The following is a 16,587-nucleotide window of genomic DNA, read 5'->3' as shown; positions in this document are numbered from 1 at the left end:
CTGCTTCTTCGGCTGTTCTGATCTTATTAATCATGAAAAACACGACCTTTCTTTATTTTTCTGCAATTTTACATTTTTATTTACATTTATATTGAATTAACAAATTCCAAAAGAGCCAAGAATAATGATAGCTACGCAAGCAATAGCTGGAATGACTACTGTGCACATACCGATATTTGCATAACATTCTTTATGGGTCATCCCAGTAATACCAAGCAATGTGATAACTGCACCGTTATGAGGCAATGTATCCAATCCTCCGCATGCAACTGATGCAACTCTGTGGAGAACTTCAGGACTAATTCCATATGTAGCGGCTTGAGCAATGAACTGATCTGAGAATGTAGCAAGTGCAATACTGAGTCCACCAGAAGCAGATCCTGTGATACCTGCAAGTACTGATGACGAAATGGCTTCGCCAACAAGAGGGTTGCTGGAAATACTCAACATCCCTGCTGCCACCAAACTGAAACCTGCCAGGGTTTTAATGACATTACCATAACCAACTTCTGAAGCTGTGTTCATAATTGCAAGAAAAGAACCCTGTACACCATTCTTCAAACAGCTTCTGATACTTGTGAATCTTCTATAATTAAAAGCAATAGCAGCCAGAACACCGATAATTAGAGATACGATTAAACTCCAATTTCCCTGTACTGCTCCAATTGTAGTATTATAATCAGCCAAATAAGCAGTATCCATACTTGGGAATACATACTTTGAACAAATAAAGTTCCCTACTAATACGATAATAATCGGCAGAATTGATGTAAAAAACGGTGGCAGATTCGATGTGTCCATAGCTGCAATATCTTCATTCATATGATTTCCATAGCCTTCACCTTTTGCTTGAGCTATTTTATTTCTAGAATTTATCCAAAACATTCCGCCAAACAGCATAATTACCGCAGCAACAATACCTAGTATTGGTGCTGCAAAAGCATCAGTCCCAAAATACTGCATTGGAATTGCATTCTGAATCTGTGGTGTTCCTGGGATTGCAGTCATAGTAAAAGTAAATGCTCCTAAGGCAATAGCTGGAGGTAATAATCTTTTTGGTATATCCGCTTCTCTAAATAACGCTGCTCCAATTGGATATATGGCGAAAGCTGCTACAAATAGGGATACTCCTCCGTAAGTAATAACCGCACAGGATAGTACCACTGCCCAAATCTCCTTACCCTTACCAATTTTGGTTGAAATAGCAACGGCAATAGAGTTGGCTGCCCCTGAATCATCCATGACCTTTCCAAATAATGCTCCTAGTAAGAATACCGGAAAATAACTTTTAACATAACCTGATAAGCTGACCATAAACCCTTCTGTATAAGTGGCCAGCATGTGGAAATCCCCACCCTGAAAGATTGTAAAACTTGCTGCCAGCAATGCTAATAACGGAGCGATAATAATAACAGACCAACCCTTGTATGCCAAATACATTAATAATCCTAAAGAGATAATGATACCTAATACTCCGATCATCTTTTTTCCTCCTCAAATACGAACTCTTTGAGCTCTCTATAACTTCAACTAATTATAATAACCTTTAAAATTACGTCTGCGGGGTTGCCTTCTAGATGAACTTAATCCAGTATGTCAGGCATCCCCTTATTATTTTTGTATGTTAGTTGTTTTGTTAGTTTTATTGTCTGAGTTTTTAGATTTAATTATTTAGTTTGCTGTCCAGCCGCCATCAATTGGTAATGCTATACCTGTAATGCTTGAAGCAACATCCGAGCATAAGAACTTAACTACTTCTGCAATTGTTTCAGGCGCCAGCATCTCTTTGATTGATGCTTTGGCAAGCATGATATTTCGTACTACCTCTTCTTCTGTTATCCCATGATGCTTAGCTTGATCCGCAATTTGTCCTTCAACTAAAGGTGTCTTAACATAAGCAGGACATATCGAGTTCACTGTAATTCCATATGGCCCTCCCTCTAAAGCTGCTGCCTTGGTGAACCCCGTCAGCCCATGTTTTGCTGAAACATAAGCAGATTTGAATTCAGAAGCGACTAAACCATGAATTGAGTTTAAATTAATAACCCTTCCCCACCCATTTTCTTTCATTGATGGCCAACAATACCTGGTAAGTAAAAATGGCGCTGTTAACATTAACGAAATCATAAAGTCCCATTTATCTTCTGGGAACTCTTCCACTGGACATACATTCTGTAATCCTGCAACATTTATAAGAATATCTACTTTTGCGTAATGCTCCAATGTAAAGTCAACTAAATCCCTGCAGCTTTCTCTCTTACTTAAATCTGCTGTTAAGTAAATGCCTCCGATTTCCTCTGCTGCGCTTTTTAGCTTTTCAGCGTTCACATCGGCCATTACAACTTTGACCCCATCTCTTGCCAAAGCTTCTGCTGTAGAAAATCCAATGCCGCTTGCTGCTCCTGTAATGATAGCAACTCTTTTCTTTATCATCTTCTCGTCCTCCTAACTTGATAACTGTGCAATTTTACCTAGGTAATGACATATATGCTGTTATATAAATGCCACAGCAACATATAACGCAATTTGCATGCCAAGAGGCTTATCCAAATTTTATGTTTATGCACATCCTTTCATTTCCAATGGTTTTATCAATGCATGTATAGTTTTTATTTATGGTAGTTGGTATAAAAAAACTGTTTGCCGCCTGGCAAACAGCTTCTAAGTCTGTAATTTGTAAACTTTTTAGTACATTCTCTTTGAAACGACTTCTTTTTTGTAATAATTTCCGTACACTTCATGTATTTACATTAAATCAATTTTATATTTCTCCAGTTTTTCATATAAACTTGTCCTGCTTATCCCTAATTCTTTCGCAATTAAGGTTTTTCTACCTTCAAACCTCATCAATGCATTAATCAGGGCATTACGTTCAGCCTCCTCTACAATCTCTTTAAGCTGCTTATCTGCATATGGATTCACGCCGCCAGTAATTTTATTTATCAAATCTTTCGGCTTGATTATTCCATCATCATCAACAAAATTGGAGGCTCTTTCTAAAGTATTCTCAAGCTCTCTTATGTTTCCAGGCCAGTCATACTGTTTTAAATATTCCATTGCAGCATTTGATATACCCTTTAAATAAATCCCCTCATTCTCTGCAATTTTATTTAAGAAAAATTGAACTAAAATAGGAATGTCACTTTTTCTTTTTCTAACTGGTGGAATTGTAATGCTTACAACATTTAAACGATAAAATAAATCTGCCCTAAAGGTATTCTCCTCTATCATCTCTGCTAGATTTTTATTTGTAGCTGCCACTATTCTAACATCAACATTTTCGCCGGTTGATGATCCCACTCTCCTAATTTCTTTATCCTGAATAGCCCTAAGAAGCTTTACTTGCATACTCATGGATAAATCTCCTATTTCATCAAGAAACAAAGTTCCTTTATTTGCAGCATGAAATAGTCCAGGCTTACCACCTTTTTTTGCCCCTGTAAATGCCCCTTCTTCATATCCAAAGAGTTCTGATTCTAATAATTGTGAAGGAATCGCCGCGCAGTTCAGGCAAATTAAAGGATTCTCTTTTCTCCTGCTGGCACTATGAATCGCATGCGCCACTAGCTCCTTGCCTGTCCCACTTTCTCCTGTTATTAAAATGTTTGAATTACCAATGCCTACTTTTAAAATGCTTTTTTTCATTTCCAATATTTCAGGACTTTCACCTATGATATCATCAACGCTGTATTTTGCAATATTAATCTTCCCATATCGTTTTTTGTAAAAAGACAGTTCCTGTTCTATTTCATTGATTCTCCCATAAAGCGAATATAATTCCTTTATGTCCTTGAAAAGAACTCTACCATAAACGCCCATAATTTCCCCATTCTTTACAATCGGGATTCTCGTAGCAATCATAGTCTTCCCTTTTATTTTTTGGGTTTTGGCAATCTCGGCCTTTCCTGTTTCAAGAACGATATGCATTCTTGAATTTTCAATTACTTCTGAAACATGCTTTCCAATGGCCTGGTCTCGATCAATTTCCAAAAACTCTGCATAAGCCTTGCTTAGTTCGGTTATACACCCCTTATTATCAACAATTACGATAGGCTCTGAAGTTGCATTTAGAATAATATCTTTAAGTACTGCACTATCCATAATACCCTCCTGGTTATTATAACTGCACTAACATATTATTATTTTTCAGCCTCCCTAAACTAGCATTCATCTTACAGCCATACTATCATACCCTAAATCTTCTAGTCAACATTGCTTTTTGGTGTTCACTTTTCCGTACATCCTTTTTTGGTAAGTTAAAATTATTTTCACTTAGTATTAATAATTATTTAAAAAATAGCATAAAAGCGGAGACACTTAACTCAGCTTTTATGCTATTTAAATTTTAAGTAATATGTATATGTACAATTATTCTTCATCTTCCATAGCCGACTGCCCTGAAACATTTATCATTTCGTCAGAAGTTACCACACTGTTATCCTCATCCTGCTTGTCTGTAGCTTCTTCAGCAGCACGTCTTGCTAACTCTGTATTTTTCTCTAACTGACTAATAGTTCCTTCATCCACCATGTCATCCAACTCATCTTCAGAATAAGAGGATAGATCCTTAGTAGCTGTTGACGAACTGCTGGACGCTGCTTTTTCAGTTTCTTCAGTTGAATCTGTCTTTGTGGCAGAATTTAATGCAGCAGAATCACTATTTGCCTGCTGCTTCGCCATATTCATACCTTCTTCGCTAATTTCTACCGTATCGTATTGCGGTGCTCTTGTCTTTGCCTGTGCGGTATCTGAAATCTGCTGTTCTGAATTTGCAATGGCTGCTGCATCACTTGAAGCGGATGCCTGTGAAGTCTCAGCACTCTTTACACTATTCTCCCTGCTTGCTAATAATTCTCTTTCCTGCTTTGCATAATCGGTTATGCTGTTGCCTATGGATTCAATCATTTTTTAACCTTCTTTCTTCCAATCAAACAAGATAAATTAAGCTACCCACTATAGGTAGTATATCGTACAAATACAGTATTTGGTAAGTACTTTCACACATATTACACATAATTTTCACTAAAGCAACACAAAAGTGCAGCTATTTCCAACTGCACTTTCTTTAACCTTTTCTTATATTTCAATTTAGTATCCACCAAACATGGACAGCATCACGCTGGCGGCAACGGCCGAACCAATTACACCCGCAACATTAGGTCCCATGGCATGCATTAACAAGAAATTTGAAGGATTTTCTGCCTGACCAACCTTCTGAGATACACGCGCCGCCATTGGCACAGCAGATACACCTGCAGATCCAATAAGTGGATTGATTTTTCCTCCAGTAACTGCATTCATAAGTTTAGCTAAAAGAACTCCTGCCGCTGTACCTCCAGCAAAAGCAAAAACTCCTAAAATGATAATTAAAATTGTTTCTTTTACTAAAAAAGTCGGGCCCTGTGCTGACGCACCGACTGCTAACCCAAGCATGATTGTAACAATGTTTATCATAGCATTTGATGCAGTATCCGACAACCTTAATGTTTTTCCGCATTCTTTAAAAAGGTTCCCAAGCATTAGCAGTCCAATAAGTGGGGCTGCCGCTGGAAGTAGTAATACAACAATGACCGTTACTGCAATGGGAAATAAGATTTTTTCTTTTTGAGATACATTTCTAAGCTGTTCCATCTTAATCATACGTTCCTTCTTAGTAGTAAGAAGTTTCATAATCGGTGGTTGAATAACCGGAACCAGTGCCATATAGGAGTATGCCGCAACTGCAACAGCTCCCAGTAGTGCCGGTGCCAATTTCTGTGTCAGATATATTGCGGTTGGACCATCTGCTCCTCCGATAATACCAATTGATGAAGCTTCCTGAGCATTAAAACCTAAGAATATAGCTGCGAAGAATGCTAAGAAAATACCAAATTGAGCTGCTGCTCCAAGAAGCAGTGATTTAGGATTAGCGATAAGTGGGCCAAAGTCTGTCATTGCTCCTACACCTAAGAATATCAAAGACGGCAGTATAGGTTTTAATATGTAAAATATAGTTAGCAAACCTACATCTGATAATTCCTCAGAAGAAGTAATCACCGCGTGGTTGATAAAAATTCCTGAGCCAGGTAAATTGGACAATAGCATTCCAAATGCAATCGGTATTAGTAATAAAGGTTCAAAGCCTTTCTTAATAGCTAAATAAAGTAAAAATAGTGCAACCACAATCATGATTCCACTTTTGTAGTCTAAGTTTACGATACCCATGTCTCCAATAAATTTAGTGATTGTTTCTAATAACATCTCGACTCAATCTCCTTTTCTATAACGGACATAGTGGTGCTACCCGTGATAATACTACCATAATTATACAACTAATACAAGGGCAAAATAGCCCTAAAATACTCCATTTTAAGAGTTTTAGGGCCATAATAATTTCTATAATTTCATTGTAAGTGCAATTTTCTGTCTAGCATAGTCGATACTTAAAATTTTAACTTTTACCGTATCTCCCACAGATACTGCATCCATAGGATGCTTTATGAATTTATTGCTTATCTCTGAAATGTGGACTAATCCATCATTTTTAACTCCGATATCTACAAAAGCTCCAAAGTCTACTACATTACGGACTGTTCCCATCATTTCCATATCCACTTTTAAATCTTCAAAGCTTCTTACGTCGTTTCTGAAAACTACAGCTGGTGCATCTTCTCTAGGGTCTCTGGCAGGCTTCTTTATTTCTTCAATGATGTCTTTTAGTGTCATGACACCAAGCCCCACCTCTTCGGCAAGTTTTTCAATGCTCTTGCCTAGTCCCTTTTTGGGATCTTCTGGCTTAGTTTCTTTCAATACAGCCAAAGCTGCAAGCCCTTTTGTACCTAATTCCACTTTAGCAGGCTTTTTATCTGCTGGATAAACTATACAAATTTTTTCTTCAATCTCAGCTGCCCCGCCTTGTCTAATCAGTTCCTTGTCAATACCCAGTTTTTGAAGTACTACATCTGCTGCTGCATAAGACTCGGGATGAACAGAAGTCGCATCAAGCGGGTTCTTTCCATCTGCTATTCTCATAAACCCTGCGCACTGCTTATAAGTTTTTTCTCCTAGCTTTGCAACCTTTAAAAGTTCTTTTCTATTGGTAAACTTACCTGCTTCTTCTCTATAGGCAACAATATTCTTGGCTATGCCCATATTAATTCCTGCGATATAGGAAAGAAGTGAAGGAGATGCTGTATTCAAATCAACTCCAACTCTGTTTACGCAGTCTTCTACTACATTTGTTAATGCTCCATCTAAAAGATTCTGATCTATATCGTGCTGATACTGACCTACCCCAATGCTCTTTGGTGAAATCTTAACAAGTTCCGCAAGCGGATCCTGAAGTCTTCTGCCTAGTGACATCGCTCCTCTTGTGGTAACATCAAGGTCTGGATATTCTTCTGTTGCCAGTTTTGATGCTGAATAAACGGATGCACCGGCCTCATTTACAATGGTATAGTTTATATCATAGTCATTTTTCTTAAGAAAGTTAGCCACAACTTCTTCGGTTTCTCTTGAAGCTGTCCCATTGCCTATTACAATGGTATTAATCTTAAACTTTTCTATTAACTTCTTTAATGCGGCTTCAGTTCCTGCAATATCCTTTTTCGGTTGTGTCGGATATACTGTAGCGTAAGCTAAAAGCTTACCTGTTTCATTTAAAACCGCTACTTTACAACCCGTTCTATATCCAGGGTCAATGCTTATGATTCTTGCTCCATTAACTGGTGGAACCATTAATAATTTTTCTGTATTTTTAGCAAATACTTTCACCGCATCAAGTTCTGCTCTTTCAGTTAAAAGATTTCTCATTTCTCTTTCAATAGAAGGAGCCATTAATCTCTTGTAAGCATCTGCAATGGTATCTTTTAAAAGCTGAACAAATATTGATTTTTCACTTGTAATAACATCCTCTTCTAGCATTAATTGAAGTTGTTCTACTGGTGCTACCACCTTAACCTTAAGCTTCTTTTCCTTCTCACCTCTGTTTATAGCAAGAACTCTATGGTTTGGAATTTTGTCAATGCTTTCCTGATGTCCATAATACATATCGTAAACAGTTTTTTCCTCTGAATCTACTGCTTCTGTTGAAATGACCCCTGCTTTCTTTGTCTTTTCTCTTACCATTGCTGTAAGCTCAGGATGATCTGCAACCATTTCTGCAATAATATCCATGGCTCCCTGAATGGCCTGTTCAGCAGTTTCAACACCTTTCTCCTCATTTATGTATGGCATTGCCAGTTCTTCAATAGTGCCTGATTGAATCTCCTGTGCATAAAAGACAAGTGCTAAGGGCTCCAATCCCTTTTCCTTTGCCTTTGAGGCTCTTGTCGCCTTTTTTTGCTTATAAGGCTTGTAAAGATCCTCTACTCTCTGTAATACTTCTGCTTTTTCAATTTCAGCCTTTAGTTCATCTGTTAATTTCCCCTGCTCGTCAATTAGCCTTGTAACTTCTTCTTTTCTAGTTTCAAGGTTGCGCAGATAAGTAAGTCTTTCGTCCATATCACGTAGTATTACGTCCGAAAGTCCTCCGGTTACTTCTTTTCTATAACGTGCAATAAACGGAATAGTATTCCCCTCATCTATAAGTTTTACTGTATTTTCAACCTGTGAAATCTTTACAGAAAATTCCTGGGCCAATTTTTCAATAATGTTCATTTTCTAATTCCTTTTCCCTACATAAATTTATAATCAATCCTTAAATTTTAACTTTTCATTGATAAAATAATCAATCTCCCCATCCATAACTGACTGGACATTACCGATTTCCGCTCCTGTTCGGTGGTCTTTAACCATTGTATAAGGCTGGAATACATAAGAACGAATCTGGCTTCCCCATGTGTTTTGTGAAAAATCACCTTTAAGTTCCTTCAGATTATCCTTATGCTCCTGTTCAGCAAGTTCAGTTAGTTTGGCTTTCAACACCTTCATGGCCATATCCTTGTTTTGATGCTGACTTCGCTCATTCTGGCAAGTAACTACAATATTGGTTGGTAAGTGTGTAATTCGAATAGCTGAATCTGTTTTATTTACATGCTGCCCACCGGCGCCACTGGAACGATAAGTATCTATTCGTAAATCTTCAGAATCAATTTCTATATTTATGTCATCATCAAGTTCAGGCATTACTTCCAGTGAAGCAAAAGAGGTTTGTCTCTTTCCTTGCGCATTGAACGGAGAGATACGAACTAATCTATGAACCCCACGTTCATTTTTTAAATATCCATATGCATTTTCACCTTCTACAATTACAGTGGCACTTTTAATTCCGGCCTCTGTATCATCTTGAAGGTCAATCACCTTAGTCTTGTAACCTTTCTTATCTGCCCAACGTGTGTACATCCGAAGAAGCATCTCTGCCCAATCCATAGCATCAACACCACCAGTACCTGCATGTACCGTAAAGATAGCACTATTACTGTCATACTCCCCAGTTAATAATGTTCTTAATCTAACTTCCTCTACTTTGGCTTTATAGTTTTCATATGCTTCTTTTATTTCTTCTGCCATATGGGCATTTTCTTCTGCAGAAGAATCTGCTTCGCTTTCTTCTGCCATTTCTATAAGGACTTCAATATCCTCTAAAGCCCGCTCCAAATCTCTGTAACCGTTAACTGTATTTTCTAAAGACTTCTTTTCCTTCAATAGTTTTTGTGCGGCTTCATGGTCCTCCCAAAACCCATCTATCTGAGTCTTTATTTCTATTTCTTCTAATCTGCTCTCTAACCTTGCCAGGTCAAAGAGAGTCACCTACTTCTGTCAAATTTGCCTTAGCAGCAGGCAAGCCGTATTTTATCTGATCCAATTCAACCATATAAAATTCCTTTCTTATTTGTTTTATATCAAATATTAACCCAATTACAAAGGGCGCAGGGAATTTTTCGTTATGCAAGGCGACAGGGAATCGAGAAGCGGAACGTACATATAGTACGTGGCAGTCAAAATCTAAAATATGAATTTTGATTTTGTTGCATGAGACCTACCATAAATTTGCTATGCAAATTTATGGTAGGTCTTCAAGCAGCACAGATTCACTGACAACACAGCAGAACGGAAAATTAACAAGCCCTATTTGTTCATGCAGCAGTTCTTATACTTTTTACCGCTGCCACATGGGCATAAATCATTTCTTCCTACTTTTTCTTCTGTTCTTCTAATTGGCTCATGCTTTTGTTCTCTCTCTGGAACCTGAGTCTGATTAGGCATTCCTCCAGTTGAAACGCTGCTAGCCATCCCTTCTTCGTGGTATTCTTCTTTCCTGCCTTCCCCTGCTTCCATAATTTTCTTTCTTTCAGCATTTGTCTGAATAGTAACATTGTAGCAGAACTTTACAGTATCCTCCTTGATGGCCTGTATCATAAGCTCAAACATATCAAATCCCTCATTTGAGTAAGCTGCTGCAGGATCTTGCTGCCCTAATGCTCGAAGATTGATACCATTTCTAAGCTGATCCATATCATCAATATGGTCCATCCACTTGTTATCAACAACTCTAATTAGAATCATTCTCTCTAATTCACGTATTCGATCGATACCTATTTCTGCTTCTTTTTCAGCATATAGTTTTTCAAATGCTTCATAAATATCTTCTTTTAGCTGTTCTGCTGTAAGATTCTGAACTTCTTCCTGAGAATAAGGTAGGTTCTCATCAAATCTAACACATAATTTCTTTAAGTTTTTACCTAAAGTTTGTAAATCCCATTCCTCAGCATATCTTGATGCCACAGTTATCGGGTCAACGGTTTCATCGATCAATTCCTGCGTCATATTTACAATGTGATTTCTTAAATCTTCTCCAAATAATACTTTGCGTCTTTCATCATAAATAATCTGACGTTGTTTATTCATAACGTTATCGTATTGTAATACATATTTTCTAATGTAGAAGTTCTTTCCTTCCACCTTTTTCTGAGCTGCTTCAATACGCTTTGTAAGCATTCCTGCTTCAATGGCTTCATCCTCTTCAACACCTAGTTTTTCTACCAAGCTCTGAATCTTTTCACCACCAAATAGACGCATAAGTTCGTCTTCAAGGGATAAGAAGAACTGTGTACAACCAGGATCGCCTTGACGTCCCGCACGTCCTCTTAACTGATTATCTATTCTTCGTGATTCATGACGTTCTGTACCAATTATGCAAAGACCGCCTAGTTCTCTAACCCTCTGCTGTTCTTCAGCCCTTTCTGTCTTAAATCTATCATTTAGTTCATTAAATGTTTTTCGAGCATGTAATAATTCCGGTTCGTTAGTTGTAACAAAGGAAGTCGCAAATGACATAGCCTCATCACTAAAGCCTTGTCTCTTCATTTCACGCTTTGCTTCAAATTCTGGATTACCACCTAGCAGGATATCTGTACCTCTACCAGCCATATTGGTAGCAATGGTTACCGCACCTAAACGACCTGCCTCAGCAACAATTTCTGCTTCCTTTTCATGCTGCTTTGCATTCAACACTTTATGTTTAACACCACGCTTGCTAAGCATATCACTAATCAGTTCAGAACGTTCAATCGAAATTGTACCTACTAAAACTGGCTGACCAGTAGCGTGAACTTCTGCAATTCTTTCTGCAATGGCTTTAAACTTACCCTTTTCAGTCGCATAGATTGAATCCTGAAGATCTGTTCTTGCAATTTCACGGTTCGTTGGTATTACTACAACATCCATGTTATATATTTCTCTAAATTCATCTTCTTCAGTCTTTGCAGTACCTGTCATACCTGCCAGTTTCTTGTACATTCTAAAGTAGTTCTGTAATGTTACTGTGGCCAGTGTCTTTGACTCTGAACGAACTAGTACGCCTTCCTTAGCCTCGATAGCCTGGTGCAACCCATTACTGTATCTACGGCCAAACATTAAACGGCCTGTAAATTCATCAACAATTACGATTTCGCCGTCTTTAACAATATAGTCAACATCACGCTTCATTAAGTTTCTAGCCTTTAATGCCTGAAGTACGTGATGGTTGATTTCCATATTTTCAGGGTCTGAGAAGTTTTCAATACCAAATTCTTTTTCACACTTAGCTACACCTTCTTCTGTAAGGGCAACAGTTTTATCTTTTTCTTCAATAGTAAAATCGTCTTCATTTCGTAATCTGATTACAAATTTATCTGCTATTCCATATAAATCAGTAGACTTAGCTCCTTGACCTGAAATAATAAGCGGTGTCCTTGCTTCATCAATTAAGATGGAGTCAACTTCATCCACGATAGCAAAATTAAGTTCTTCTCTCTGGGACATTTCTTCACGATAAGTAACCATGTTGTCTCTTAAGTAATCAAAACCAAATTCATTGTTCGTTCCATAAGTAATGTCAGCCTCATAAGCGGCTTTTCTATCTGCACCATTTACCTCATGTATTACACATCCTACAGTCAATCCTAGGAAAGTATATAACTTTCCCATCCATTCCATATCACGTTTTGCAAGATAATCATTTACGGTTATAACATGAACGCCTTCCCCGCTAAGTGCATTTAAATATGCTGCCAATGTAGCCACTAAAGTCTTACCTTCACCAGTTTTCATTTCAGCAATTCTTCCCTGATGCAGCGCAACACCACCGATTAACTGTACTCTAAAGTGTTTCATTCCTAAACTTCTTACAGCACCTTCTCTACATACTGCAAAAGCCTCTGGCAATATATCGTCAAGAGATTCGCCATTTTTAACTCTTTCTTTAAATACGAAAGTTTTTGCCTTAAGTTGTTCATCTGTAAGTGCCTGCATTTCTGAATCAAGTGCTTCTACTTTGTCTACTATTTTTTCAATTCTTTTTACTTCTTTGACATTTAAATCACCAAAGATTTTTTCCATTAATCCCATATTCTTAACCCTTCCTCTTGTTGCATTTCATGCGGCATAACGACCACATTTATTTCTAAGGCCCTTTTTCCATCAGCCTTGGTTACTCTAACTTTTAAATTTTTATATTCAAATGAATCGCCTACTTCAGGTAATTTATCCAGATTCACTACAACCCATCCATTGGCTGTAGTAACATCCATTTCCTCATATTTTAACCCAAAATAGTCAAACATTTTTTCAACACTTGCGCCCCCCAGTACCCTGTAACTTCCATCGTAAATTTGAAGAATCTCTTGTGAAGCAGTTGCATCATGTTCATCAAAGATTTCTCCTACAAGTTCTTCAATGATGTCTTCCATTGTGACAATACCCTCAGTACCACCATATTCATCTACAACAACAGCAATATGAGTTTTTGCTTTTTGCATTCTTTTTAAAAGAGTAGCAATTTTTATAGAGCCTGGTGTAAATACTACTGGCGTTACATAATCGGATATTTCTTTTTTCTGGCCAATTACAAAATTATGAAAATCCTTCTGATTTAAAACGCCAAGGATTTTGTCCATATTCTCCTCATATACTGGCAGTCTTGAAAAACCTGTTTCTAAGAATATTTTTGCCACTTCTTCCTTTTCTTCATCTATTTCTATAGCCTCTACGTCAACTCTGGGAGTCAATACATCATAAGCCTCTAGTTCATTAAATTCAATGGCATTTTGAATTAATTCGCTTCTTTCTTCATCAAGGCTCCCCTCAGTTTCTGCTTCTTCAACAATGGTTATAAGTTCATCATCGGTTATGCTTCGGTCGTCATTTATCTTAAATACTGTTCTAATAATTTTTTTCCATTGCATAAATAAGAAATTTACTGGTTTTAATATTACCATTAGAATTCTGAGAAATGGTGCTGAAAACATAGAGAAGTTTTCAGGACTTTCTTTTGCAATAATTTTGGGAGATATTTCACCAAAAATCAGAACTACAACAGTCATTACTATTGTAGAAATAGTTGAACCGTAAACACCATATAGATCTACAAATAGCACAGTTGCTATCGATGTCATGGTAATATTTACGATGTTATTCCCTATCAAAATTGTTGTTAGAAGTCTGTCATATTTTTCTTCTAACGCAAGTACCAGCTTCGCTCTCTTATTACCAGTACCAGCAAGATTTTTCATCCTTATTCTATTTAAAGATGTAAAAGCTGTCTCCGTTGCGGAAAAGTATCCTGATAATACGATTAAAATAATTATGACTATTACTGAAGTAAATATACTCCCTCCCATTTATACCTCCTGTATAAACACGCTTTTGTTTTGTTCTTATGCATTCTTATTTGTTTATGTGTGTTGTAACATAATATTATACACCATTTGTTAAAAAAAGAAAAGAGGGCAACCCGCCCTCAATTGCATTAATCTAACTTTTTCCATTATCCATCCCATATCCAAGGCCTCCATGTCCTCTTTCAAGCTGGCTATTATTGTTTTCATATTCCTGTCCTAAAGCATTTGCTACAGCTTCCATAATGCCATTGCTACTGAAAGTTGCACCAGTCATCGCATCAATACTGACATTCTGTGTTGAAATAATCTGTTCCGCAACATGGTTAAAAGCCCTGTTATAGTATGGCATATCATCCCCCGTGGATATAGTTTCTATATTTTTTATATAGCCATTCTTAACAGTTACGGATACAGTAGTAGTTCCCTTAAATCCACTTCCCGTACCTTCATATGTACCATCTGTAAAGGTTCCCCCTCCCTGCTCAGTCAATTCAGCTATATGAACTTTGCTTAAGTCTGTTGCCTGGCTGGAATCAATATAGGTTGCTGCATAATAAGCAATACCACTTGCACTTACTACAAGAATAGCTATAACTACTGCAATTTTCTTCGAATGCTTTGTTCCTAACATAATCCTTAAGTTTTCCCTTGGGCAGGCATTGATGCATTTGAAACAATTTATACATTCACCGGAAGTTACCACCTCTTTAGGATTTATGTTAATTCCCATGCTGCAAGACTTACTGCAATGACTACATTTTCCACAATTATTTTCTGCTTTTTTAATTTTTATTATACGCAGTTTAGATAATATGCTAAAAATAGCGCCCAGAGGACATAAATATCTACAGAAGAACCGCTCTATGAACAGTCCCCCTAGAACTACTATTACAAGTATTCCAACACCCAGCCAATTGCTTTTAATATACTGGCTAAATTCAGGGAATTGTCCAAAAGATGTATATGTACCAAATACATCCCATGGGTTACTTCCTCCAAACAGGTTCACACCTAGAGTCCAGATAAAAATAATTGAGCCTATAAGGACTATGTATTTTAGCAATTTTAATGCTTGATCTAGTTTATAGTTTACAATAATACTTTTTCCGGTAATTTTATATGAAATAAAATGAAGAAAATCCATTAATGTGCCAAAAGCACACATCCATCCACAGAAAAACCTTCCCAACGTTGCAGTCAGCAGAAATACAACTGAAACAAGAATTAACTGTGGCATACATGTGACTAAACTAAAGTTCCCTTCTATTGTACAAACGTAAATACTTTTAAGACTTCCATATGTTAATGTAAATAACCCAGTAAAAGCAATAAAGCTAATCACTTGTACTAAAGTTCTGATGTTTTTACTATTTAATATTTTTTCTTTTATAAAATTCATATTTTCCTCTTTTTTTCTATATTTTTCATTAAGTTTAGTATGTTGAAGCTTAAATTCAATTTATCAAAATATAGCATAAAAATATTTGGATTTTATGAGGGTCATCTGTAGGTTTTGTGAAGATTTATATAAAAAAATAGTGATACAACGTCTCTGTTATATCACTATTTAAATATAAGCATCCTCTTATAGCTGAGTTAAGTCATATGGCGTCTCCTGATAAACATAATAATTTAGCCAGTTAGCAAATAGCATACTGGCATGACCACGCCATCTTACTACAACATCTTTGCCAGGCTGGTCATCCTTAAAATAGTTTTTGGGAACCGAAACAGGACCACCTTGTCTTACATCACGGTAATACTCCAAGCCGAGGGTTTCTCTATCATACTCCTGATGCCCAATTATAAAAATTTGTCTTCCATTATCTGTAGCAAGAATATGAGGACCCGCCTCTTCTGACTCTGCTAAAATTCTGATTTCTGGGTGAAACACTATATCCGATTTAAGAGTCTGTGTATATCTGGAATGGGGAGCCCAGAAAACATCATCAAATCCTCTTAACAAAGGACTATGTGCACGAGTCACTTTATGCTCAAATACACCAAACATTTTTTCATCCATTGGATATTTATCAATGCCAAAGTGATAATAGAGTCCTGCCTGAGCACCCCAGCAAATATACATGCTGCTATATACATTAGTTTTTGAGTATTTGAATATCTGACAAAGTTCTTCCCAATAATCCACTTCTTCAAAACTTAATGTCTCAACTGGTGCTCCCGTTAAAATCATCCCATCAAAACGCTGACCCTTAATTTCATCAAAGGTTTTATAAAAAGTATCCAGATATTCTTCCAACACGTTTTTAGACTCATGAGTTCCCATTCTAAGCAAAGTCAATTCTACCTGCAATGGTGAATTCGCCAATACCCTTGCAAGCTGAGTCTCTGTAGCTGCCTTATCTGGCATCAGGTTAACCATTAATATGCGCAATGGTCTGATATCCTGTTTTATTGCCGCCGCATCATGCATTACAAATATATTTTCCTTTTGTAATAAATCACCTGCAGGCAATTTATCTGGTATAATCAGTGGCATCCTATATTT

11 protein-coding genes are annotated in these 16,587 nt (G+C 37.0%); all 11 read right to left on the bottom strand.

Annotated elements, in window-relative coordinates:
* Positions 1-96 precede the first annotated feature (96 nt).
* The 11 genes from RTW14_RS18400 to metA all read right to left on the bottom strand — a co-directional run bounded on the left by RTW14_RS18400 (position 97) and on the right by metA (position 16,578).
* Entirely contained in the window at positions 97-1,482 is a 1,386-nt protein-coding gene (locus tag RTW14_RS18400; RefSeq protein WP_312654232.1) for a GntP family permease, read from the bottom strand.
* A gap of 189 nt (positions 1,483-1,671) precedes the next feature.
* Entirely contained in the window at positions 1,672-2,433 is a 762-nt protein-coding gene (locus RTW14_RS18395; protein WP_312654231.1) for a 3-hydroxybutyrate dehydrogenase, read from the bottom strand.
* 312 nt (positions 2,434-2,745) lie between these two features.
* On the bottom strand, positions 2,746-4,101 hold the full coding sequence (locus RTW14_RS18390) for a sigma-54 interaction domain-containing protein (RefSeq protein ID WP_312654229.1): 1,356 nt from the start codon (positions 4,099-4,101) through the stop codon (positions 2,746-2,748).
* A gap of 267 nt (positions 4,102-4,368) precedes the next feature.
* Complete coding sequence (locus RTW14_RS18385) at positions 4,369-4,905, bottom strand: hypothetical protein (RefSeq protein WP_312654227.1); 537 nt, start codon at positions 4,903-4,905, stop codon at positions 4,369-4,371.
* 183 nt (positions 4,906-5,088) lie between these two features.
* Positions 5,089-6,240 carry a sodium ion-translocating decarboxylase subunit beta gene (locus RTW14_RS18380; protein WP_312654225.1) on the bottom strand — a complete coding sequence of 384 codons (1,152 nt, stop codon included), beginning with the start codon at positions 6,238-6,240 and terminating at the stop codon, positions 5,089-5,091.
* A gap of 135 nt (positions 6,241-6,375) precedes the next feature.
* Complete coding sequence (locus tag RTW14_RS18375; RefSeq protein WP_312654223.1) at positions 6,376-8,637, bottom strand: Tex family protein; 2,262 nt, start codon at positions 8,635-8,637, stop codon at positions 6,376-6,378.
* Positions 8,638-8,670: 33 nt separating this feature from the next.
* Positions 8,671-9,793 (bottom strand): peptide chain release factor 2 gene (gene prfB, locus RTW14_RS18370; RefSeq protein WP_312654221.1). Its coding sequence is split into 2 segments (ribosomal slippage): positions 8,671-9,717 and positions 9,719-9,793, totalling 1,122 coding nucleotides; the frame shifts between segments, so codons are not numbered across the junction.
* 254 nt (positions 9,794-10,047) lie between these two features.
* The gene (secA, locus tag RTW14_RS18365; protein WP_312654219.1) at positions 10,048-12,807 is read right to left on the bottom strand and encodes a preprotein translocase subunit SecA; all 2,760 of its coding nucleotides are present in this window, start codon (positions 12,805-12,807) and stop codon (positions 10,048-10,050) included.
* Positions 12,798-14,078 (bottom strand): HlyC/CorC family transporter, encoded by a 1,281-nt coding sequence (locus RTW14_RS18360; protein ID WP_312654217.1) that lies wholly within the window; start codon positions 14,076-14,078, stop codon positions 12,798-12,800. Before RTW14_RS18360 ends, secA begins: the two co-directional genes overlap by 10 nt.
* 133 nt (positions 14,079-14,211) lie before the next feature.
* Positions 14,212-15,477 (bottom strand): 4Fe-4S binding protein, encoded by a 1,266-nt coding sequence (locus RTW14_RS18355; RefSeq protein ID WP_312654215.1) that lies wholly within the window; start codon positions 15,475-15,477, stop codon positions 14,212-14,214.
* Between the two features lie 186 nt (positions 15,478-15,663).
* On the bottom strand, positions 15,664-16,578 hold the full coding sequence (gene metA, locus RTW14_RS18350) for a homoserine O-acetyltransferase MetA (protein ID WP_312654213.1): 915 nt from the start codon (positions 16,576-16,578) through the stop codon (positions 15,664-15,666).
* Positions 16,579-16,587: the final 9 nt, after the last annotated feature.

The sequence above is a fragment of the Aminipila sp. genome (genome assembly GCF_032051575.1).
Lineage (GTDB): Bacteria > Bacillota > Clostridia > Peptostreptococcales > Anaerovoracaceae > Aminipila.
The sequence above is the reverse complement of the archived record's forward strand: the minus strand, read 5'-3'. Positions and strand labels throughout refer to the sequence as shown.